The sequence below is a fragment of the Myroides sp. ZB35 genome, from assembly GCF_001865835.1.
In the GTDB taxonomy this organism is placed as follows: Bacteria; Bacteroidota; Bacteroidia; order Flavobacteriales; family Flavobacteriaceae; genus Flavobacterium; species Flavobacterium odoratimimum.
Genome location: NZ_CP017769.1, coordinates 2,014,676 through 2,037,257 on the forward strand (window position 1 = coordinate 2,014,676; position 22,582 = coordinate 2,037,257).

General features: G+C 35.0%; 19 protein-coding genes. 11 read left to right on the plus strand and 8 right to left on the minus strand.

Annotated elements, in window-relative coordinates:
* Positions 1-18: 18 nt before the first annotated feature.
* The 3 genes from BK054_RS09065 to BK054_RS09075 all read right to left on the minus strand — a co-directional run bounded on the left by BK054_RS09065 (position 19) and on the right by BK054_RS09075 (position 4,212).
* The gene (locus BK054_RS09065) at positions 19-1,971 is read right to left on the minus strand and encodes a heavy metal translocating P-type ATPase (protein WP_006257168.1); all 1,953 of its coding nucleotides are present in this window, start codon (positions 1,969-1,971) and stop codon (positions 19-21) included.
* 95 nt (positions 1,972-2,066) lie between these two features.
* Complete coding sequence (locus BK054_RS09070; protein WP_006257167.1) at positions 2,067-3,389, minus strand: MATE family efflux transporter; 1,323 nt, start codon at positions 3,387-3,389, stop codon at positions 2,067-2,069.
* A gap of 112 nt (positions 3,390-3,501) precedes the next feature.
* The gene (locus BK054_RS09075) at positions 3,502-4,212 is read right to left on the minus strand and encodes an OmpW/AlkL family protein (protein WP_006257166.1); all 711 of its coding nucleotides are present in this window, start codon (positions 4,210-4,212) and stop codon (positions 3,502-3,504) included.
* Positions 4,213-4,440: 228 nt separating this feature from the next.
* On the opposite strand from BK054_RS09075, the gene BK054_RS09080 reads away from it, so the two are divergent.
* Positions 4,441-4,797, plus strand: a complete 357-nt coding sequence (locus BK054_RS09080) for a CoA-binding protein (protein WP_006257165.1) — start codon at positions 4,441-4,443, stop codon at positions 4,795-4,797.
* Positions 4,798-4,843: 46 nt separating this feature from the next.
* Here the strand turns inward: BK054_RS09080 and BK054_RS09085 are convergent, their stop codons facing one another.
* Positions 4,844-6,346, minus strand: coding sequence for a sodium:solute symporter (locus tag BK054_RS09085; protein ID WP_006257164.1), 1,503 nt, complete (start codon positions 6,344-6,346; stop codon positions 4,844-4,846).
* Positions 6,347-6,512: 166 nt separating this feature from the next.
* On the opposite strand from BK054_RS09085, the gene recR reads away from it, so the two are divergent.
* The 9 genes from recR to BK054_RS09130 all read left to right on the plus strand — a co-directional run bounded on the left by recR (position 6,513) and on the right by BK054_RS09130 (position 15,740).
* A complete protein-coding gene (recR, locus tag BK054_RS09090) occupies positions 6,513-7,133 on the plus strand; it encodes a recombination mediator RecR (RefSeq protein WP_006257163.1) in 621 nt (206 codons plus the stop codon).
* A 601-nt stretch (positions 7,134-7,734) separates the two neighbouring features.
* Positions 7,735-7,968, plus strand: a complete 234-nt coding sequence (locus BK054_RS09095) for a ferrous iron transport protein A (RefSeq protein WP_006257162.1) — start codon at positions 7,735-7,737, stop codon at positions 7,966-7,968.
* Positions 7,969-7,992: 24 nt separating this feature from the next.
* On the plus strand, positions 7,993-10,170 hold the full coding sequence (gene feoB / locus BK054_RS09100; protein WP_071307223.1) for a ferrous iron transport protein B: 2,178 nt from the start codon (positions 7,993-7,995) through the stop codon (positions 10,168-10,170).
* 266 nt (positions 10,171-10,436) lie between these two features.
* Complete coding sequence (locus BK054_RS09105; RefSeq protein WP_006257160.1) at positions 10,437-10,967, plus strand: hypothetical protein; 531 nt, start codon at positions 10,437-10,439, stop codon at positions 10,965-10,967.
* Positions 10,968-11,394: 427 nt separating this feature from the next.
* Entirely contained in the window at positions 11,395-11,895 is a 501-nt protein-coding gene (locus tag BK054_RS09110) for a hypothetical protein (RefSeq protein WP_006257159.1), read from the plus strand.
* Positions 11,896-11,940: 45 nt separating this feature from the next.
* Positions 11,941-12,447: a hypothetical protein gene (locus BK054_RS09115; RefSeq protein ID WP_006257158.1), complete on the plus strand. Its 507-nt coding sequence runs from the start codon at positions 11,941-11,943 to the stop codon at positions 12,445-12,447.
* The gene (locus BK054_RS09120) at positions 12,437-13,384 is read left to right on the plus strand and encodes a DUF6175 family protein (RefSeq protein WP_006257157.1); all 948 of its coding nucleotides are present in this window, start codon (positions 12,437-12,439) and stop codon (positions 13,382-13,384) included. Before BK054_RS09115 ends, BK054_RS09120 begins: the two co-directional genes overlap by 11 nt.
* A gap of 7 nt (positions 13,385-13,391) precedes the next feature.
* Complete coding sequence (locus BK054_RS09125) at positions 13,392-14,327, plus strand: hypothetical protein (protein ID WP_006257156.1); 936 nt, start codon at positions 13,392-13,394, stop codon at positions 14,325-14,327.
* A 21-nt stretch (positions 14,328-14,348) separates the two neighbouring features.
* Positions 14,349-15,740, plus strand: a complete 1,392-nt coding sequence (locus BK054_RS09130) for a hypothetical protein (protein WP_006257155.1) — start codon at positions 14,349-14,351, stop codon at positions 15,738-15,740.
* A gap of 83 nt (positions 15,741-15,823) precedes the next feature.
* On the opposite strand, the gene BK054_RS09135 is transcribed toward BK054_RS09130, so the two are convergent.
* Both BK054_RS09135 and BK054_RS09140 read right to left on the minus strand, forming a co-directional pair.
* Positions 15,824-16,489 (minus strand): vancomycin high temperature exclusion protein, encoded by a 666-nt coding sequence (locus BK054_RS09135; protein ID WP_006257154.1) that lies wholly within the window; start codon positions 16,487-16,489, stop codon positions 15,824-15,826.
* A gap of 52 nt (positions 16,490-16,541) precedes the next feature.
* The gene (locus BK054_RS09140; protein WP_006257153.1) at positions 16,542-17,789 is read right to left on the minus strand and encodes a DEAD/DEAH box helicase; all 1,248 of its coding nucleotides are present in this window, start codon (positions 17,787-17,789) and stop codon (positions 16,542-16,544) included.
* A 201-nt stretch (positions 17,790-17,990) separates the two neighbouring features.
* Between BK054_RS09140 and BK054_RS09145 the strand changes: the two genes are divergently transcribed.
* Positions 17,991-18,590 carry a hypothetical protein gene (locus tag BK054_RS09145; protein WP_006257152.1) on the plus strand — a complete coding sequence of 200 codons (600 nt, stop codon included), beginning with the start codon at positions 17,991-17,993 and terminating at the stop codon, positions 18,588-18,590.
* Positions 18,591-19,071: 481 nt separating this feature from the next.
* Here the strand turns inward: BK054_RS09145 and scpA are convergent, their stop codons facing one another.
* Both scpA and BK054_RS09160 read right to left on the minus strand, forming a co-directional pair.
* Positions 19,072-21,201 (minus strand): methylmalonyl-CoA mutase, encoded by a 2,130-nt coding sequence (gene scpA, locus BK054_RS09155; RefSeq protein WP_006257150.1) that lies wholly within the window; start codon positions 21,199-21,201, stop codon positions 19,072-19,074.
* A 3-nt stretch (positions 21,202-21,204) separates the two neighbouring features.
* Complete coding sequence (locus BK054_RS09160; RefSeq protein ID WP_006257149.1) at positions 21,205-22,575, minus strand: methylmalonyl-CoA mutase subunit beta; 1,371 nt, start codon at positions 22,573-22,575, stop codon at positions 21,205-21,207.
* Between the last annotated feature and the right edge of the window lie 7 nt (positions 22,576-22,582).

Below are 22,582 nucleotides of genomic sequence, written 5' to 3' on the forward strand. Positions count from 1 at the left end.
ATTTTTGTTTGTATTAAGCTATATAAACTTCATCTTTTGAATTCTAACAGCATTAAGGATTGCTAGTAAGGCAACTCCTACATCTGCGAATACAGCTTCCCACATCGTAGCTACTCCACCTGCACCTAGTATAAGTACTATGACTTTAACCACTAAGGCTAGTGTAATATTCTGAATGACTATTTTACGTGTTTCTTTACCTATATGCATTGCAGTAGCAATCTTAGAAGGTTGGTCAGTCTGTATCACGACATCAGCTGTTTCTATAGCTGCATCACTTCCTAATCCTCCCATTGCAATACCTACATCACTTAGCGCAAGTACAGGTGCATCATTTATTCCATCTCCTACGAATGCGATAGACATATTAGGATGTTCTTTTTTAAGCTTTTCTACTTGCTCTACCTTACCTTCAGGTAGCAAACCTCCTAATGCTAGATCTATATTGGTTTCTTTGGCTACTTTTTGAGTGATAGTATTTTTATCACCGCTTAGCATTACAGTTTTCTTCACTCCAAGAGATTTCATCAGCTTGATTGCATCCTTAGAGTCAACTTTAATCTGATCAGCAATTGTTATATATCCACTGTATTCTTTATTTATAGCAACGATAACGATACTTTCTACGATATCATCTATCGCTGTTGGGTAATTAATGTTATAGTGCTTTAAAAGAGCTGTATTACCAACTAGTACTTCTTTGCCATCTACTTTACCCATTAATCCTTTTCCAGATATCTCATGTACCTCTTCTGCAGTTTTGGAAGTAGGATAAGCTTCTACAATTGCCTTCGCAATAGGGTGTGTAGATTGTTTTTCAATAGCTGACACAATACTTACAAATTCTGTCTGTTCAATTGTAGTTTCTACTTTTTGAACTTTAAAAACTCCTTCTGTAAGTGTACCTGTTTTATCCATTACTACGATGTCTAATTTAGCCATTAGTTCTAAGTAATTTGATCCTTTAAACAAGATACCGTTTCTAGAAGCAGCCCCGATTCCTCCAAAGTATCCTAATGGAACGGAGATTACTAAAGCACAAGGACAAGAAATTACTAAGAATACTAGTGCACGCTCTAACCATGTTTTAAACTCATATCCTTCTCCTAATACAAAATAAGGGATAATCGTCAAAGCTACAGCTAGAAAGAATACGATAGGAGTATATACTTTAGCAAATTTTCTAATATAAAGTTCTGTTGTAGCCTTTCGAGCACTTGCTTCCTGTACCATTTGAAGGATTTTAGCAAGAGAACTATCTTGATATAACTTTGTTGTTTTAACCTCGATTACATTCTGTAAGTTAATCATCCCAGTAAGAACAGTTTCTCCTTTCTCGTAAGTACTTGGCTTACTTTCACCTGTTAAGGCAGAAGTATTAAAGCTACCTTTGTCCGTTAATAGCTCTCCATCTAATGGAATCTTTTCACCTACTTTTACTTGGATAATCTCTCCGATACTTACTTGTTCTGGATTGACAACAGTGTATTCATTGTTTCTAAATACTGTTGCTTCATTAGGGCGTATGTCTAGTAGAGCCTTGATATTACCTTTAGCTTTATTTACAGCGCTCTCTTGGAATATTTCACCGATGGTATAGAATATCATTACAGCTACTCCTTCAGGGTATTCACCTATAAAGAAAGCACCTAGCGTAGCTACTCCCATTAATGAGAACTCATTAAAGAAATCTCCTTTGCCTCCTAACTTCACAGCTTCTTTTAGAACAGGGAATGCTACTGGTAGATAAGCGACGATATACCAAGATAACCTCAGTGTATTATTGTTGATAAACCAATCTGCTTTTATAATATTAGCAAGAAAGACTCCTATAAAAAACATAACTAAACTGAAGCCAACAAAGAGCTTCGTGTTTTCTCCTCCGTGGCTGTGGTCATGATCATGGTCGTGTCCATGATTATGATCACTATGGTTATGCGAGTGATTATGATTTGAATGTTCTTGACACATAATTTGATGATTTTTTGTTTTTGTTTAAAGCAAATGTACCACCTTATAATCATTATAAATAATGTCAAGCCATGTTTGCAATGCTGTTGCATTGCTTACTTATCTACGTAATTCTTTTTAAATAAGTACATTAAAGGGAAGCTACGACAGCACATCCACACTCCGAAAGCAATCCACACACTGTATAATTTGAAATCTAAATAATCAAACAGTAATAGAGTAGGGATGAACCCACAGAAGGTAGCAAACAGTAAATTATTGCGAAGTACTTTAGCATCTCCCATTCCCTTAAAGATTCCATCAAAGATATAAGCAAGAGAGTTGATAGGTTGCATAAAGAGAACTAACCAAAACACGCTTATAAATACCTTGATAACTTCAGGATCTTGATTGAAGAGTAAGCCGATTTGTCTATAAAAAATCGCACAGATAGCGATTAAGATCAGTGAAATAATAATAGCGTATTTACTGATACTCTTAGAGAGTGACCACATCGTCTGGTAGTTTTTTTCACCTGCTAGCCTTCCTGACATTGCATTACCAGCACTTGCATAGCCATCTATAAAGAAAGAGAAGAATAACCAGATATTCATCAGTATACTTTGTGCTGCGATGTAACTCTTGCCATAACCTGTGGCATAAGCATTAGCTAAATATATAGCTACATTAAGTGTTGCTGTACGAATAATAAAGTTAAAGCTCATAATGATTAATGGCTTTAGTGAAGGGTTAATCGTTCTTCTTACTTTTAGGTTAAAAGGAGTATGCTTAAAGAAGTAATAGAATGCCATAAGTAACATAATCGTCTGTGCAATCACACTAGCATAAGCTGCCCCTTTGATATGCATAGCGGGCAATATCCCCTCTATACCAAAGACAAAGTAGTACGTTAATACAACATTGATAATAGCTCCAGTTAAGCTACATTTCATTGCCCACATTGTATTCTGTAATCCCCTAAAAACCCCATATAGAGCGAAGGTAATTAGAGTAAGCGGAAATCCCCAAGCACGTATTAAGTAATATTCTTTAGCATAGGTTAGTAATAAGCCTTCTGCATTATAAGCGATAAAGATTTCGTGTACGAAGAAAGTAGTGAATATGAATAGCAGAACACTAAGACAAAAGTTAAACAGTATAGCCTGTGGTACTAGGGTCTTTACAGCGAATATTCTATTGGCTCCTAGATGTTGAGATACGGTAGCAGATATAGAAGTTTTAGTTTGTGCTACGATCCATATTATCGCAGATAGAAAAGAACCTACTAAGCCTACAGCACCTAATGCCTCTACACTATTTTCTTTTACATTACCGATGATGGCGATGTCAGTTAGAGAAATTAAAGACTCTGATACCCCTGCAAAAATAGCGGGTATAGCTAGTTTATTAATTTCTTTAAAACTGATTGTAGTTTGCATATCTTATTGTTTTCAATAAAGTTGCAAAGGTCGGTTAAATAATAGACAATAAAAAACCAGCCTCCTATGCAGTACATAGAAGGCTGGTAAAAAAAAATGTCTCATTAAATAATTAAAAACGCATTCCTACACCAAAACCAATTAACATTGGATCTAATTTTACTTTTGCAGGAATATTTAACTGATCAACACCTGTTACACCTGGAGCCACTAAGTTAGTAGCATCAACAGTAACATCTGTTTTTAAGAATAACTTTTTGAAGTCAACGTTGATAAAGAATTTCTCTGTTAAATCAATATCAAAACCGAATTGGTAACCCCAACCAAATTTGTTGTCATATTTTATATCTTTCGCTACACCAGATTTTTCGTTATAGAAAATAGTGTAGTTTACCCCAACCCCAACATAAGGTTTAAATACTTCACCAAATTTGTGGTGGTATTGGAACATTAATGTAGGAGGTAATAAGTATACACTTCCTAAATCTACGTTAGCTGTGCTAGGCCCTTGAGTAATTGGGTTGTCTAAACTTGACCCAATAGTTCCTACAGTATGTCTAGTAGTACCTAAGATTAACTCAGCAGCTAAGTTTTCTGTAAAGAAGTAAGTGAAATCTAATTCAGGAATAAAGTTGTTATTTACATCGATTTGTCCACCGATGATTCCGATATCTGCTCTGTTATGAGGAATAACACCTACTCCACGTAGACGCATTTGCCATTTATAATCTTGTTTCTCAGGTGCACTAGTCGTTTCTTGTGCGAATGTAGAACCGCTTACGAATAATGCAGCTCCTAAAATTGAAAGTAGTAACTTTTTCATAATTGAGATTTTAAATTTCTAGAGTAAAATTACTGTTAAATTTATATCTGAAATATGACTTTTATCATTTATATACTTTTTGTTGTAAAAAAAGTTTAAATATTAGCTAAATTTATAAAATATAATTTATTAAACTAAGTAGATTAGCTTCTAAATATAATATGTTTTGATATATCTATGGTTTAATTTATGTATTTGTGTGATTAATCTGTTAAAAATATAAAAATTATGAAAACATTAGTTGTAGGTGCTTCTTTAAAAGAAGAAAGGTATTCTAATAAAGCAATAAAGATGCTTAGAGAATATGGACATGAGGTAATAGCCCATGGACTAAGAGAAGGAATGGTAGAGGATGTCAATATCCATACTAAATGGTACACAGGAGAAGATATCGATACAGTGACCTTATATCTTAATCCTGCAAGGCAAGTAGAGTACTACGATGAGATTATTAAACTAAAGCCTAGACGTGTAATCTTTAATCCGGGTACGGAGAATAATGAGTTTGTTCAGAAACTATCTGATGCTGGTATTAAGTCTGAAGAAGCCTGTACATTAGTACTACTACGTACTGAGCAGTTCTAGGGATAAAACAATAAAGGTCTTATGAATGCATAAGACCTTTATTGTTTTAATTTATTTTGTTTAATGCTTTGCTTTGACTAGTGCAGAGTAATAATAGTACTGTGATTAATCCATTGACAAGTATTAGCTCATTGTCAAAAACATATCCACCTAATAAAGTAGCAGAGTTGTTACTCAACCATAACGTCAAAAACGGCGCTAGTATACATATAATAGGTACTAACTTATCTTTGACAGTTCTATTATTAAATAGAATGGCGAAGGCAAAAAGGCCTAATAGCGGTCCGTATGTATAAGAGGCTATCTTGAAAATCATACTTACTACAGAGGCATCGTTAATAGCATTGAATAATATAATCACTAAGAACATTAATAAAGAGAACACTAGGTGTACTACCTTTCTCTTCCATACATTAGACGCATCGTCTTTCTTCTTATCCATGTGCAAGAAGTCTATACAGAATGAGGTAGTCAATGCCGTCAGAGCAGAGTCTGTAGTAGCAAATGTAGCCGCTGTCAACCCTAATAAGAATATGATAGCAGGTACTATATTTAGATAGTTAAAAGCAATCTCTGGGAATAGTAAATCTGTTCTAGGCTTACCAGTAGCTAGATCTAGTGGTACTTGGATGCCGTTCTTCTCTGCGTAGATGTATAATAATGCTCCTACACCTAAGAAGAATAGGTTAATCACCACAAAGATAGCTGTGAAAGAATACATGTTTTTTTGTGCTTCTTTGATGTTCTTACAGCTTAGATTTTTTTGCATAAGATCTTGATCTAATCCTACCATCGCTAGCGTTACAAATATTCCTCCTATAAACTGCTTTAAGAAATGGTATCTAGAAGAGATGAAATCCTCAAAGAAGAATATCTTAGAATAATTGCTGTTTTTTATGGTTTCGAAGGCTTCTACGGCCGAAAGGTCTAGACTGTGACAGATAAAAATGATGGTAAAGATAACAGAGGCAACTAAGAAGAAGGTCTGTAACGTATCTGTAACGATAATGGTTTTTAACCCACCTTTATAAGTATAAGCATAGATCAGTAATAGGGCGATCAGTACTGTAGCAAAGAAAGGTATTCCGAAATAATCGAATACATATCGCTGTAATACGATAACGACTAGGTATAGTCTAAATGCAGAACCAATCGTTCTACTCAACAAAAATATAGAAGCCGCAGACTTATAACTATAATGCCCAAGCTTCTTCTCTATATAGGTATAGATAGAGACTAAGTTATACTTATAATATAAAGGAAGTAAAACAGAGGCAGTTAATAGAAAACCGACAGCATTACCTAAAACAAATTGAAAATACTTAAACTGTTCACCGTTAGGAGAGCCTACTTCTCCTGGCACGGATATAAAGGTTACCCCTGATAAGGCTGTCCCTATCATCCCAAAAGCGACTAAATACCATTTAGCATTTTTATTAGCACTAAAGAATGCGTCATTACTACTATCTTTTTTACTGATATAATGAGATATACCTATCAGTATTCCGAAGTAGATAATAATAATCGTGATAATGGTTATTGGAGTCATAATAAGTTAATTGTTTTATATGCTTAGAATCCAAAAGTAATTCTTTTTTAGAAATATCAACTATTGCTTTTACAGCTATCAATTATAGAATAGGGCGAGTGCATAAGTCTAGTAGTAGTTTAGAGGAGTAGAGTTATTTATTAGTTTATTTTTTATCTTTGCAGTTATGGAATTTCCTTCAAAATTATTAGAAAAAGCAGTCGAAGAAGTATCACAATTGCCTGGGATAGGTAAGCGTACCGCATTACGACTAATGTTACATATATTAAAACAACCAGAGGAACAAACTCTACACTTAGCAGAAGCCCTATTAAAGCTTAGAAAAGATATTATCTTCTGCAAGAGTTGTTTTAATATATCAGATACAGAGCTATGTGATATCTGTGCTAACGAAGCACGCGATCACCAGACGATATGTGTCGTAGAAGATGTACGCGATGTAATGGCGTTAGAGAATACTCAGATATTTAAAGGAATATACCATGTGCTAGGAGGTAAGATTTCTCCTATAGATGGTATCGGACCTAGCCAGTTAAATATTCAATCTCTAGTAGAAAAGGTAAAAGCAGGGGAGGTAAAAGAAATCATCTTTGCGTTGAGTTCTACTATGGAGGGAGATACGACCAACTTTTATATCTATAAACAGATAAAAGATACGGGTGTCATCACCTCTACTATCGCTAGAGGTATAGCAGTAGGGGATGAGTTAGAGTATGCAGATGAAGTGACCTTAGGTAGAAGTTTAGTACACCGTGTACCTTTTGAGAATGCATTTAAGGCTGTATAGTAGTACAATTTTTAAAAGTTAATCATAGAAGAGTAATTAGTAATTCATACCAATTACTCTTTTTTTATGGATTTAAGTCTGAGATACACGTTGTCTCGTTTAGAAAAGTTTTTTTAGAGCATAGATACATTGAGATTAGTAAGTAATAATATACTTTATCCTAACTTTATATAGGTTGTTTTGTAGATCATAAGATTATAAAAACAAGTGTACAGTTAAAAGCAGGATTATAAACAAGATCTGTACAGCTATAGTAGGACGTGACCCTATTTTTCAGGCAGTGGTCGCATAGTGGTCGGCTTGTGGTCGCATAATGGTCGCATAGTTTTGGCTATTTTTAATGCGACCACTATGCGATCATTACCCTATAAGTATGGTAGAATATAAAGTAGCTTTGTAATGATGTGTATAATGGTAGAGTAATAAATTGTATTATAATAAGATAGTATGAAAGGCTTGTTTATGATAGCTGTATTGGCTTTCTAGCTTATAAATAGACTCATAACCTTAAATTAGAATGTTTTTATATAGAGGTTTTAACACTAAATTAATTGTTAGGCTTGTCTAATTTTGTAATTTTACACATCTAAAGAAAATTGTAATGAATTTATCAGAACTAGCTAAAGGAGAAAAAGCTACTATACAAGGTATAAAGCGAGGATGTCCTGTGGAGGTACATCAGCGTTTCTTAGACTTAGGGTTTGTTCCTGGTGCTGAAATATATATCCATAATATCAGCCCACTAAAGGATCCTGTAGCTTATTCTATCTATAATACTATCATTTCGTTGAGAAAAGAGGATGCAGAGATGGTATTAGTGACTTTAGCTAATTAAATTATAAAAGAAGGGAAAAAAATTATGGCGCAATCAGCCTGTGATATTTGTGATCTTAATGCAACAGCAGAATTAAAAAAACTAGGGGAGTCATCTGGTAAGTTTGATTATACTATCGCTCTAGCAGGAAATCCAAATACAGGTAAGAGCACAATCTTCAATGCTCTTACTGGTCTAAAACAACATACTGGAAACTGGCCAGGAAAAACAGTTACACGTGCAGAAGGAAACTTTCAGTTTAAGGATAGTAAGTATAAGATAATCGACCTTCCGGGTACTTACTCACTGATGTCTACTTCTGAAGATGAAGAGGTAGCACGAGATTTTATTTTATTTGGTCGCCCTAATGTCACTGTAGTAGTGGTAGATGCTGGTCGACTAGAACGTCATCTTAGCTTAGTAGTACAGATACAGGAGATTACGAATAAGGTGGTGGTGTGTCTGAATCTGATGGATGAGGCTCAGCGCCATGGTGTAGAAATAGACGTGAGAGGGTTATCTCGTGATCTAGGAGTACCTGTGATCCCTACTTCTGCAAGAAGAAAAGAAGGTATTACAGACTTATTAGTAGCAATAGATCAAGTAGCAACAGGTAAATATGTGCCTGAGCATAAGACAATATCTGGTATATCTGGAGAATCTCATGAGGCAGTACAGCAGGTAGCTTCTAAGTTATTAGCTATAGATGCGGATTTGCCTAGTCCGTCATGGCTAGCGATGAGATTGATACAACAAGATACTACTATTCAGTCCGCTTTAGTGAACCAAACGTTATCTACTAAAGTCAATAATGAAAATATAAAAGAGGTGATAACGTTAGCAGCTCATTATCATGAGAAGCTAGGATTAGACTATTCTGATAATGTGGCTGGGGCTATCTTCACTCAAGTATCGAAGACAGTGAAGAGCACTGTAAAATCAGATATGAATCAGCGCGCGTTCAGAGTAGATCGAATGATCGATAATGTAGTGACGAGTAAGCGATTTGGCTTTCCTATTATGTTATTGATGCTTGGAGGTATTCTATGGCTGACTATTATCGGGTCTAACTATCCATCTAGTGCATTATCAACATTGTTATTAGAAGAGTTATATCCTATATTAAAGAGTGGAGCAGAGAGTCTTCATTTTCCATGGTGGTTATCAGGGTTTTTAGTAGATGGAGTATATCTAGCTACAGCTTGGGTTATAGCAGTAATGTTACCACCTATGGCTATATTCTTCCCTCTGTTTACCTTATTAGAAGATTTTGGGTATCTACCAAGAGTAGCATTTAACCTAGATCGACTTTTTAAAGGGGCAGGAGCACATGGTAAGCAAGCTTTGACAATGAGTATGGGATTCGGATGTAATGCTGCTGGAGTGGTCTCTACTCGTATTATTAATAGTCCTCGAGAAAAGCTAATCGCTATCATTACGAATAACTTTTCGCTGTGTAATGGTCGTTGGCCTACACAGATATTGATGGCAAGTATCTTTATCGGAGCCTTAGTACCATCGTATTTGTCTAATACTATCTCTACGCTTGCAGTAGTGGGAATCGTGGTATTAGGAATAGGATTTACATTCTTTACTTCATGGATGCTGTCTAAGACTATGCTAAAAGGGCAGGCTTCTTTCTTTACCTTAGAATTGCCTCCTTATAGACCGCCGAGAGTATTACAGACGATCTATACATCATTAATTGATAGAACACTTATTGTATTATGGAGAGCTATTGTATTTGCAGCACCTGCAGGAGCAGTTATTTGGTTGATCTGTAATATTGATATAGGAGATAAGAGTATAGCATTATGGACTATACAAGGTTTAGATCCTATCGGTATCTTCTTAGGGTTAAATGGAGTTATTCTATTAGCTTATATCGTAGCTATTCCTGCTAATGAGATTGTTATTCCTACGGTATTAATGTTGACTGCTATGGTATTAGGAGATGCTTCTATCGGTGAAGGCGCTGGTGTGATGTTTGAGGTATCGGATGGAGAGATAGCGACTATCTTGCACATGGCAGGGTGGACTACATTGACAGGAGTGAACTTGATGTTGTTCAGTTTACTGCACAATCCATGTAGTACTACGATATATACGATATATAAAGAAACGAATAGTGTGAAGTGGACTACTATAGCTTCATTATTACCAGTTCTTTTTGGAGTTATTGTGTGTTTTGTCGTAGCGCAGTTATGGTATTTATTTACCTAATTTAGTAAGAGTATAATTATATTTATTATAGTATCCCCTTCTTCATTTGATATGGAGAAGGGGATTTTCTTTATATGATTATAGAATTACTTTATTATTGGGCGAATCACGAGATTATATGATGGATAATATAGGTTCTCTTAGTGTAAGTACATATTTTATGTGAATTAACTCTTTATGTTTGTCACCTTGTATGCGAATTGTTTTATTTGACTAATGATCTTTATAGAGATAGAGGTCATTTTTTAATTTTAAAAAAATGAGCTATGAGACGAGTTTTAGTATTAGGAGCATTGCTAGTCTTTACTAGTATATATGCACAATCACCTAAGAATAGTAAACAGACAGATTATGAAGTAAGTGCTTCGGAGTTATTAGATAAAGGAGAGTATTACAAACTAACAGAAAGTCAAAGGACTAAGATTATAGAACGAAAACGTACTATCGGCAGAGAGTTTGAAGCGATAGGACGTGACCGTTCATTGTCAGGTAGAGAAAAAGGTTTAAAAAAGAGAGAGTTAGCAAGGAGTTTTAGACAGGATATTTATATTATCCTTAATGACTCTCAGAAGGTGAAGTGGGATAAGGCATCTCATCATAAGTATCAAAATAAAAGCTATAAGAATGATATAGAGCACCAGTTAGATATGTTAGAGATAGAGTATGAAAGAGATATTAAAAATATCGAAATCATCTATAAGGACAATGATTCTAAAAGAAAGATAGCAAAGAATAATAGAAAAGCGGAATATAAACAACAGAAAGCGATACTTAAGAGACAAAAAGATAAGCTATAGCATCGCTTTGTTAAGTGAGTAAGGTATAGGATACCCCCTAATAGACAATATGTTTGTTAGGGGGTATTTGTTTTTAATATATAGCTAAAAAATGTGCATAATGTACATGAATAATGTGCTGATTAGTCTGTATTGAGATTTTTATTATTCATCTGTTTAATTATGTAATGAAGTAAATCAAATATTTAGTAGATATTCTTCTTAGTTGTTTTGTATAATATAGTTGAATAATACAAGGAAAGAGGTGAATAGTTATATGGTTTACTCATAAAAAATATTCTTTCACCCATTTGATTATGGTTTTATTGGCTTTGATACGATGTGTTTGAATAGTATAAGTGTTTTTTGTAATTTATTTATTTATATGGTATAAATTTGTGTTAAAAATATAAGATAAAATATTTGTATAATATAAAGTTTTGAAAAAATGAATAGATATCTACTTGTTTTAGTATGTGCAGTATTAACTTTTTCTGCTCATATAAGTTTCGCTTCTAATCCTAAAAAAGAAGCAGCTCAATGGAAATATGATATTGAGTGTGCAGGTACAGGAAGTGAAGGAACATTCTTAGTAAAGATATGGACGTACAGTAATAAGGCTGTAATTCCTAATGAAGAAGCTAAGAAAAATGCTGTACATGGAGTTTTGTTTCGTGGTTTTGCAGCGAATGGAGTAGGGTGTGTTTCTCAACGTCCTCTTATAAAAGATGCTTCAGTTCAACATGAAAAAGCAGATTACTTCAATACTTTCTTTGGTAAAGAAAGTCCTTATTTAAAATATGCTTCTATTTCTTCTTCAGTTCCAGAAGTAATCAAGGTAAGTAAAAAAGAATACAAAGTAGGATATGTGGTATCTGTATCTAAAGATTTATTACGTAAAGACTTAGAAGTAGCAGGTATCGTTAAGAGTTTATCTGCTGGATTCTAATCAACTTATATGTACGCTGGTACTACTAATTAAAAAAATAATAGGATGATCAATAAAGTAATTCGGTTATCCGTACTATCTCTAATACTCTTAGTTCTGTCGTGTAAAAGCAAGCCTACTAATACTATGGCTAGCTTCTATACTGGTAAGACAGTAGAGTGTGTGAGTGCAGATATGTACGGTAATGAAGTAGTACAAGTATATGCTACTGGTAAGAATAGGAGTGCGGTTATCGCTGAAGCTAAAGAGATGGCTATAAAAACAGTAATGTTTCAGGGAATCGTAACGGATAAAAGAGAGTGTTCTGTAAAACCTATCGTAACTGAGCCTAATGCTGAAGAGAAGTATAAAAAGTACTTCGACAAATTCTTTAAAAAAGGAGGTAAGAATAGAAAGTATACCTCTGTAAAGAGAGCAGCATTTCAAAGTAATGTGGTTAAACACGGAATCAGTTATGAATCTTATAGTGTAGAGGTAACTGTAGCTCGCAAAGAGATAATTAAAAAACTTGAAAAAGATAAAATTGTAAAAATAAAAAGCTATGAAAAATAAATTTTTGACTATTTGTCTATGCCTTTTGAGTGTAGGAATGTTTGCACAAGCTAAGAAACCATCTTTAATGGTGGTTCCTTCTGACTCATGGTGTACAAAGAATAGAGTAATGGAAGTATATTATAACCAAGGGGTAGAAGAATATATTCCAGATTATAAATTAGCACTTTTACATTCTGATTTGATGAATGTAATTTCTAAGATTAATATTCTAATGGCAGATAGAGGATTCCCTCTTAAAGACTTATCTGCAACGATGAAAGCTATTAATAAAACTAATGCTGAGAATAACTTGATTACAAGTAAAGCTTCTGGTGCAGCATTAGCAGAAAGCCCATTAGATAGAGTAAGACGTACAGCTAAGTCTGATATTATATTAGAGGTAGATTGGACTATCAATGCTACAGGACCTAAGAAGTCTATTACTTATAACTTAAGAGCTTTAGATGCTTATACAAGTAAACAAGTAGCAGGTGCTCAAGGTACTGGAGCACCATCTTTCTCAGCTGATGTAGCTGTGTTATTAGAAGAAGCTGTATTAGTGAATATGGACAGTTTCGTTAATCAGTTACAAGCTCACTTCGATGACTTATTAACAAACGGAAGAGAGGTAACACTAGATATTTTAGTATTTGACAATGGATCAGGTGTTGATTTAGAAACTGAGTTTGATGGAACTGAGTTAACAGAGGTTATTGATAACTGGTTAGCAGAGAAAACAGTTAATCACCGTTTTAGTAAAGCAGATGCTACAGAGACAATGACTTTATATGAGAGTGTACGTATTCCTCTTTATAAAGCTAATGGTATGGCTCAGGACACCGATGGTTTTGCTCGTGAGTTAAGAACTTTCTTAAAGAAAGCACCATATAATTTAGATGCTAAATTAATCAACAGAGGATTAGGAAGAGCTGCTTTAGTAATCGGAGAGAAATAAGAGCACTATGAATAGAGTTATAGGAAAAATATCTGTAGCCTTATTGTTATTCGCGAGTTTGTTTACATATGGTCAAACAGATAAATGTGAGATATCATTAATGGCTTCTATACCTGAGCAGACAGATGGTTTATACTCTGGAGCAGAGGGACAATTAAAGACTAAGTTAAAAAGTATAGTTGCAGCTAATGGATTAGGCTCTTCAGATGGTTATGCTCAGTTCGCTATTACACCTGAGTTTAATGTAGTAGAAAAGAATATACTACCTGGCCCACCCAGATCTTTTGTATTAGACTTAGAGATGAATTTATTCATTGGTGATTCTTTTGGGCAAAAGGTATTTGCATCAACTTCAGTAAACTTAAAAGGAGTCGGTGAGAGTGAAACTAAGGCTTATATCAATGCATTTAAAAAGCTAAATGCAAAGAATAAAGATGTAGTTGCTTTTATAGAAGATAGTAAGAAGAAGATTATAGCATACTATGATGGGAATTATACTACTATAATCAAGAAAGCAGAAAGCTTAGCTAACCAAAAAAACTTTGAAGAAGCGATGTTTTTATTAACAGCGATTCCAGAGTGTAGTAAAGGTTATGATGCAGGTATGAAAGCTGCTGAAAAAGTTTATCAGTTGTATGTAGATCATGCTTGTATGGAAAACTTTAATAAGGCTAAGGCTGCATGGAATGCACAGCAAGATGCTTATGGAGCACATGAAGCTGGTCAATACTTAGTAACTATTTTCCCAGAATCTAAGTGTTATTCAGCTGCGATAGCTTTACAACGCGAGATGAAGGCACAGGTAAAAGCTGATCTAGACTTTGAAATTAAAATGTACAATGATGCAGTAAGTTTAGAGCAACAAAGAATCGAGGCATGGAAAGCTGTTGGTACTGCATTTGCTAAAAGAAAAGGAGACACTTATGTTGTCTTAAGAAGATAATACTCAAAAAAAAATACTAATATGAATAAAATAACATTTATGATTACTGCTTCATTAGTAGTATCATCAATTGCAGCTTTTGCTCAAGATAAAAAACAAGTAGCTGATGACTATATGCGTAGTTCATTATATACTATCATCGTGGATGACCACGGTATTAATGGAAATGGAAACTTAAAAGGACAAATCATTAAAGAGACATTCTTTAAAACACCTCTTCCAGAGAAGTTTAATGACCATAACTTAGATAAGTCTTTACGTTCTTTTAAACCTAGTCAATATCCAGTAACAGAAGCAGAGATTGCTGCTGTTGGAGGAAAAGAAGACTCTGGTAAGAAAAAAGGTGGGTTAGGTAAGTCTCTAGGTAAATTCGGTAAGAGTGTAGCTAGTGATAACACTGCAGGTGTGGTAGATACTACTAGTACTGATAAAGTAACAGCTCAATTTATCAAGTTCTTAGCTCAGAATAATGTTGGAGATAAGTTAGTTGCTAAATGGTTTAATGCAGGTAAATATGATGCGTCTACTCAATCTCCTTATAATATGGAGCTGATCAAAGAACGTGGATTATACAATGCTTCTGTATTTGATAAAGATATTGCTGATAAATCAACTAGAGGTAAAGCAATGTTAGAAGATGCAGGAGAGAACTTAATTTCTAATACATTCGTAGTAGGAGTACGTTTTAACTATATTAGTAAAGAAGAAATGGCTAGACAATTGTCAGCTACGACTGCTGCTGTTACTGGATTAATTGGAGGTAAAGCAGCTGCGACTACTAACTCTGCGGTACAATCAGGAGCTTCTGTTGCAGGTAAAGGATATGTGGTAAAAGCGACAGCATTCTTATTCCAATTAGATTGGACTGAGGAAGCCGCAGCTACATTCTATACAAAATACTACAATGCAAACAGCGCTGATCAGTTTATCAAATCTGGATTGTTTAAATTAAAATTAGTAGGAACAGAAACTGCTTGGGCAGATATTCAATCTACTACTTTCTCTAAAGTTTCTGAAAAAGAATTGGTAGAGCGTGCCGCTGTTCGTTCTATTGATAATGTAATTGCTAAATTACAGAAGAAATATGAGCCTTTCCGTACTAAAACTCCTCTTGCTACAACTGAGTCTGAGATTACAGCATTCATTGGTATGAAAGAAGATGTAGAGGCTGGTGATAAATTTGAAGTATTAGAGAAAACTGAAGATCCAGAAACTAAGGTTACAAAATATAAAAGAGTTACAGTTATTAAAGCTGAGAAAAATAAAATATGGGATAACCGATTCGAGGCTGATGTAGAACAAGCTGAGAATGCTGCAAATAATGCAGGTGAAGTACAAAAGATTAAAGCTACTTCATTCTCTGGTAACGCTAAGAACATTTACCCAGGTATGTTAATTAGACAAATTAATTAACATTCGAGTATTTTGTTAATATTTTTTTGCGCACAAAGTCCCTGATCTTTCAGGGGCTTTGTTTTTATAGAAAGAGCTCAAGGTTATTTATCTTGAGCTCTTTCTTGTATTATACCTTCTCCTATTTGAACAGGAGCTCCTAGGTGTTTAGGTTTTTTATTGATTAGGTTATCTAATAATACCTTTACTCTAGCGAACTTTTCTCTAAGCATGGTTTTAAAACCAAAGTTACGAGAGACATCTTGCGCATTATAAGCAACTGTTTTAAGATCAAGATGGTTAGCTATGTAGACAGCTCTTTCATTGTGAAAGGGTTGAGAGATAATTGTAAAACTATCTTGTCCAAAGATAGCTTGCATTCGATAGACAGAGTCTAATGTACGTAGTCCTGCATAATCTAGGTATATCTTTTCTTTAGGAACACCTTGTTCTATAAGGGCTTGTTCCATATCTTTAGGTTCGTTATAGTCATTGCGACTGTGGTCTCCACTCACTACGATATAATCTATTTTGCCTGCTTTATAGAGAGCTGCTGTAGCTTCTATTCTATAGGTGAAGTAGTAGTTTACATAGCCTCCTGCAAGTAATTTAGTAGTTCCGAGTACCATACCCACTTTGTTATGAGGTATTTCATGAACAGAGCTGTACAGTTGTTCTTTGGTAGTATTAGTTACTCTATAGTTTGCAAACCATATAAGGAATAAGGCGAGTAGTGCTAAGTAGAAAGTGTATTTAAAGATCTTTTTCATAGTTGTATAATAGCAATTGTTAAGATCAAATATAAAGCAAAAAACGTTAGTACTAATACCAACGTTTTTTATTCTTTTTTGAGTTTTCTGATTTACGAGAATTGCTCTGACCAGGTTTTTTTCTATAATCTTTTTTAGGAGTTTGACCATCTTTAGTAGTAGTCTCTTTCCAAGGGAAAGGATGATCCGTAACAATCTTTGGTTGTAATCTACCGAACTTACAAATAGCCTCCCAATAGGTCTTCTCAGATTTATCACAGAAAGAGATAGCTACTCCATCATTACCAGCTCTACCAGTACGCCCGATACGGTGTACAAAGGTTTCTGGGATATTCGGTAAGTCGTAGTTAATTACAACAGGTAGATTATCTATATCAATCCCTCGTGCAGCTATATCAGTAGCTACTAGTACTTTTGTTTCTTTGTTTTTAAAGCTATCTAAAGCAGCTTGTCTAGCTGTTTGTGACATATCTCCATGGAATGGCTCAGCGTTGACACCATTCTTTTTAAGTGATTCTACTACAGTATCAGCACCTGCCTTTGTACGAGTAAATACAAGTACATCAGATAACTTTTCGTTACGAATGATATGGTATAATAACTTTTTCTTGTCACCTTTCTCTACGAAGTACACTTTTTGTTTAACAGATTGTGCAGTTGAAGAAATAGGATCTACTGCTACATATTCTGGTTTTTGTAAGAATTCATGGGCTAACTCTCTAATAGGGAGTGGCATCGTAGCAGAAAATAATAAGGTTTGTCTATTAGAAGGAGTAAGTTGTATTAACTTTTTGACATCATCAATGAACCCCATATCTAACATTAAGTCAGCTTCATCTAATACTAAGAAGTGTAGATGATCTAAGTCTAAATGTTTTTGTTTGTATAGATCTAATAATCGACCAGGAGTACCAATGATAACATCTGCTCCTTTGTTTAATTGTTCTATTTGAGGTTTGATAGACATACCTCCATATAGTGTGATATACGTCACATTAGTATACTTAGCGTATTTTTCGAAGTTATCGCCTATCTGAACAGCTAGTTCACGAGTAGGAGTTACGATCAGTACTTTAGCTTTCTTTGCTTTTTTAGTATTTCCAAGTTTGTGTAAATAGTGAATAATAGGCATTGCAAAGGCAGCTGTTTTACCTGTACCAGTTTGTGCACATCCTATCAAATCCTTTTCAGCTAAGATAAAAGGGATTGCTTTTTGTTGAATAGGAGTAGGTTCTTTGTAACCTAGCTCATCTATGGCACGTAATATATTCTTATTTAATTGTAAGTCTTCGAATGTCATATACTTCATCTATTTATGGATACAAAGGTACTTTATTTTATTTTTATTACACGAAGTGCTATTGATAAGCTTTTTCTTTTTGCATTGTATGTAGAGGAATGCTCTTTATTGTCAGTATGTATAGTAACTAGTCTATTTTCTAAGCATCTATTTTTCGTATTAATAAAAAAATGATTAAATTGTAATGTAAATTACTTTATTATGGTCAGACAACTTGAAAAAATATACTATCCTGCAGCAATTATTATGATTGTCATAGTTATATATGCAGCTATTCAGGATATGATTTATCTATTATTATTTATACCTGTATTACTACTTTTAGCAATGATTAAGGTCTACACCACTAATCAGCGTTTAAAATATGCAGGGATAACCACAACAGCTAAAATAGTACAATATGAATCATACCTAAACTTCGATGAAGACCTAGCTACTAGCCGTAGAGGAGATGTGAAAAAAGAGATTCTTATCGTAGAGTTCACTACTAAAGACAACAAAATAGTGCGTGGTAAACCTATGCAGTATAAATTGAATAAACCAGAACTAGAAGATACTGACTTCGAGTACCCTTATAATGAAAAATACATAGCTCTACGAGACTATAACCCTGTAGGAGAAGAGTTCGATATTACTTACGATAGAGATAGACCTGATACTTTTACAGCAAAACAGTTTGTAATGGAAGATTTAGGATGGATGCTTAAGTTTATCTATATCTTAAGTGTTATCGTAGTGATATGCTTAGTATCTGTATTGATAGAATATAATGTAGTAGATACTATAAAAGGCCTTTTCTAAAGAAGATAATCAGGGAGACAATCTATTAGTACTGTAAAGTCTAACTACTAGTATTATATTTATTTTATGAAAGACTTATTCTACGCTGTAGTTTATGTACTATTATTCTACTTCCTTGTTATCGTTAGTTTTATACTTGGTCTTAGTGTCTTTGTTGAGGCATCAGGTATACTTTTTTGTTTATTGCTTACATTAGTGGTAAGTGTTGTTATTCTAACCCTATATAAACTTAACAAAAAGTACCTCGTTTATAGTCTGGCAAAAGTATCAATGAAAAAAAGATGGTTGTGGATAGCTGTATTATTATCTCCATTTATAGTTGCAATTATTTTGGCTATAATACAGTATAAAATTTTAGTCATACTGATATATACAAGTCCATTGTTTATCACGAATATAGTTTTTATTCGGATGAATTATAAAAAAGTAAAAGCTCTTCAGAATCACTGAAGAGCTTTTACTTTTTATAACCATATGATGATTACATATCATTACCTAATAGTATTTCTAACATTGTAATTGCTGCATCACTGATTTTAGTACCAGGGCCAAATACAGCTACTGCGCCAGCATCGAATAAGAATTGGTAATCTTGAGCAGGAATAACCCCACCTACGATAACCATAATATCATCTCTACCGTATTTCTTTAACTCCTCTATTACTTGAGGAACTAACGTTTTATGACCTGCAGCTAGAGAAGAAACTCCTAATGCGTGTACATCATTTTCTACAGCTTGTTTAGCAGCTTCTGCAGGCGTTTGGAATAACGGACCTATATCCACATCAAATCCAACGTCAGCATAACCAGTAGCAACTACCTTAGCTCCACGGTCATGACCATCTTGCCCCATCTTCGCAATCATAATACGAGGACGACGACCTTCTACTTCAGCGAATTTATCAGCTAGTTCACGAGCTTTCTTAAAGCTCTTATCATCTTTTATTTCTTTGCTATACACACCACTTACAGATTGGATTTGTGCTTTAAATCTTCCGAATACGCTTTCTAACGCGTCACTTATCTCTCCTAATGTAGCTCTATGTGTAGCAGCTTCTACTGCTAGAGCTAGTAGGTTACCTTCTCCAGTCTTAGCTGATTGTGTTAATGCAGCTAGTGCTTCAGCTACTTTAGTATTATCACGAGTAGCTTTAATATGGTTTAGACGATCTATCTGAGCCTTGCGCACAGTCTGATTATCTACTTCCAAGATATGTAATGGATCTTCTTTTTCAAGACGATACTTATTTACTCCTACGATAACATCTTGTCCACTATCAATACGAGCTTGTTTACGAGCAGCTGCTTCTTCTATACGAAGTTTAGGAATACCTGCTTCGATAGCCTTAGTCATCCCACCTAACTCTTCTACTTCTTCTATCAGCGCCCACGCTTTCTCAGCGATCTCTTGTGTAAGACTCTCTACATAATAACTACCTGCCCAAGGATCTACTGTTTTACATATTTTAGTCTCTTCTTGTAAGAATATCTGTGTATTACGAGCAATACGCGCAGAGAAATCTGTTGGTAAGGCGATAGCCTCATCTAGCGCATTCGTGTGTAGAGACTGTGTCCCACCGAACGCAGCCGCAGCAGCTTCTATAGCAGTACGAGCCACATTGTTAAACGGGTCTTGCTCTGTAAGACTCCATCCAGAGGTCTGACAGTGTGTACGCAGAGCTAGTGATTTATCAGATTTAGGTTCGAACTGTTTTAGCAACTTAGCCCATAGCATACGACCTGCACGCATCTTAGCGATTTCCATGAAGTGGTTCATTCCTATCGCCCAGAAGAATGACAGTCGAGGAGCGAAGTCATCTATCTTCATACCAGCATTAAGTCCAGTACGGATATATTCTAGTCCATCTGCCAAGGTATAAGCTAACTCAATATCTGCTGTAGCACCTGCCTCTTGCATATGATATCCAGAGATAGAGATAGAGTTAAACTTCGGCATATGAGTACTCGTGTAGTCAAAGATGTCAGCGATGATCTTCATAGAAGGAGTAGGAGGGTAGATATATGTATTACGCACCATAAACTCTTTTAGAATATCATTCTGTATCGTACCTGACAATAGTCTCTTATCTACTCCTTGTTCCATAGCAGCTACAATGTAGAAAGCCAGAACAGGAAGCACAGCTCCGTTCATCGTCATAGATACAGACATCTCACCTAGAGGTATCTGATCGAATAAGATCTTCATATCCTCTACGCTATCTATCGCTACTCCAGCTTTACCTACATCACCTACTACGCGCTCGTGATCCGAGTCATACCCACGGTGAGTAGCTAAGTCGAAGGCTACAGATAGTCCTTTTTGTCCAGCAGCCAAGTTACGTCTGTAGAATGCATTACTCTCTTCCGCAGTAGAGAATCCCGCATACTGACGTATAGTCCATGGGCGGCGTACGTACATGGTAGCATAAGGACCACGTAAGTTAGGCGCAAACCCTGCTCCGAAGCCTATGTGTTCTACTTTATCTAAGTCAGCTTTACTGTAGACTTTATTTATATCGATACCTTCAGCAGTAGTGAAGTCAGATGCTTCTGACTGTGTTCTCACTGTTGAGGTATTTATAGTCAAATGTTGTAAGTCCTTTCTTTTCATGCCTTATTGTTTAGTTGATTTTTCTTCCTCTAATCTATTTTGTTCATAGCTTTCTGCCAGTCGTTTCTCTATAATCGGAACGATAAGCGTCTTACGAGGATTCTGTTTAACAAAAGGGAATAACTCAAGGTCGTGACTCATCACATCTTGAGGATTAGGATACTTATTAGTACCTAATAGGACTTCTTTACCATTGTTGAAAAGCTCTTGTTCTTTTTGAGCACTTTCATTTATTTTTTTCTGGATTGTTCCTTCGATTAGAGAAGTGATTAATCCATCTGCTTTTTCTATTGATTTAAACAGCTCTAATGCTTTCTCAGCTAATTGAGCAGTAAGTGATTCGATATAGTATGCCCCTTCAGCAGGATTGTCCACTGCATCGAAATAACTTTCTTGTTTTAAGATTAAGAGTTGGTTACGAGATATACGATCTCCGAATTCATTCTCTTTGTGATAGATAGCATCATAAGCTAAGTTACTAATCAAGTCAGCACCTCCTAATACAGCACTCATACACTCCGTAGTAGTACGTAGCATATTCACATTATAGTCATATAATGTTTTGTTTCGTTTAGTAGGGATAGCGATGATGTGTATCTTCGCATCTGTGTTGTATTCTTTAGTTACTAGCTCTGCTAGTAAGCGAAGTGCACGTAGTTTTGCTATTTCGAAGAAATAGTTGGTTCCTACAGCTGTTTCTATATAAATAGGAGTATTCTTTAGCTCTACTCTGTTGAGGTACTCATTTAGATGAGCTAGTGCGTATGCTAACTGCTGCGTCATATTAGCACCAGCATTTTGGTACACAGTAGCATCCACATGAATAGCTACATTATTAGCTATACCTACACATTCATTTAGATTACTTAGGTCGCTGTTCAGGTTAGTGTACCAGTTACCATCAGTTGTTAGTTGGTGTATAGGGTCTAATAAGATTGTTATCTGATATCCATTGCTAGTAGCATAGGTAGATAACTTTCTAGTATATGCAGTATCTAGGAAGTTAAATACGAAGAAGTATTGGTGCGTTTTTGGTAGTGCAGTTAATAATTCTGTAGCATCTATAGAAGGATTGTCTATCGTGAAGTAGATCACTTCAGCTCCTCTATTAAGTGTATCAAGCGTCTTTGCTATCGATCTCTCAATATCAAAAACGTATACCCTCTGTACAATGTTAAAATGAGAGGTACTAGTCTGTACAGGAATCGGACGGTGATCAGCATCATTGTGATAGAATGGCTTTACCTTAATTCCCTCTAAACTTTCCCAAACAAGTGTTTCATTGTAGTCAGCGCCTTTTAACTCAAACTGTATTTGGTTTTTCCACGCCTTAGAAGAAACTTTTTCAAATTCTTCGAATAATTGGTTAGTCATAATTTTT

Bases quoted from the DNA above. Each gene is read 5' to 3' on its own strand.
- BK054_RS09135 (WP_006257154.1), bottom strand. From the start codon at position 16,489: ATGAAAAAGATCTTTAAATACACTTTCTACTTAGCACTACTCGCCTTA.
- recR (WP_006257163.1), top strand. From the start codon at position 6,513: ATGGAATTTCCTTCAAAATTATTAGAAAAAGCAGTCGAAGAAGTATCA.
- BK054_RS09120 (WP_006257157.1), top strand. From the start codon at position 12,437: ATGAAAAATAAATTTTTGACTATTTGTCTATGCCTTTTGAGTGTAGGA.
- BK054_RS09070 (WP_006257167.1), bottom strand. From the start codon at position 3,389: ATGCAAACTACAATCAGTTTTAAAGAAATTAATAAACTAGCTATACCC.
- BK054_RS09080 (WP_006257165.1), top strand. From the start codon at position 4,441: ATGAAAACATTAGTTGTAGGTGCTTCTTTAAAAGAAGAAAGGTATTCT.
- feoB (WP_071307223.1), top strand. From the start codon at position 7,993: ATGGCGCAATCAGCCTGTGATATTTGTGATCTTAATGCAACAGCAGAA.
- BK054_RS09140 (WP_006257153.1), bottom strand. From the start codon at position 17,789: ATGACATTCGAAGACTTACAATTAAATAAGAATATATTACGTGCCATA.
- BK054_RS09145 (WP_006257152.1), top strand. From the start codon at position 17,991: ATGGTCAGACAACTTGAAAAAATATACTATCCTGCAGCAATTATTATG.
- BK054_RS09160 (WP_006257149.1), bottom strand. From the start codon at position 22,575: ATGACTAACCAATTATTCGAAGAATTTGAAAAAGTTTCTTCTAAGGCG.
- BK054_RS09065 (WP_006257168.1), bottom strand. From the start codon at position 1,971: ATGTGTCAAGAACATTCAAATCATAATCACTCGCATAACCATAGTGAT.
- BK054_RS09085 (WP_006257164.1), bottom strand. From the start codon at position 6,346: ATGACTCCAATAACCATTATCACGATTATTATTATCTACTTCGGAATA.
- BK054_RS09095 (WP_006257162.1), top strand. From the start codon at position 7,735: ATGAATTTATCAGAACTAGCTAAAGGAGAAAAAGCTACTATACAAGGT.
- BK054_RS09130 (WP_006257155.1), top strand. From the start codon at position 14,349: ATGAATAAAATAACATTTATGATTACTGCTTCATTAGTAGTATCATCA.
- BK054_RS09115 (WP_006257158.1), top strand. From the start codon at position 11,941: ATGATCAATAAAGTAATTCGGTTATCCGTACTATCTCTAATACTCTTA.
- BK054_RS09075 (WP_006257166.1), bottom strand. From the start codon at position 4,212: ATGAAAAAGTTACTACTTTCAATTTTAGGAGCTGCATTATTCGTAAGC.
- BK054_RS09125 (WP_006257156.1), top strand. From the start codon at position 13,392: ATGAATAGAGTTATAGGAAAAATATCTGTAGCCTTATTGTTATTCGCG.
- BK054_RS09110 (WP_006257159.1), top strand. From the start codon at position 11,395: ATGAATAGATATCTACTTGTTTTAGTATGTGCAGTATTAACTTTTTCT.
- scpA (WP_006257150.1), bottom strand. From the start codon at position 21,201: ATGAAAAGAAAGGACTTACAACATTTGACTATAAATACCTCAACAGTG.
- BK054_RS09105 (WP_006257160.1), top strand. From the start codon at position 10,437: ATGAGACGAGTTTTAGTATTAGGAGCATTGCTAGTCTTTACTAGTATA.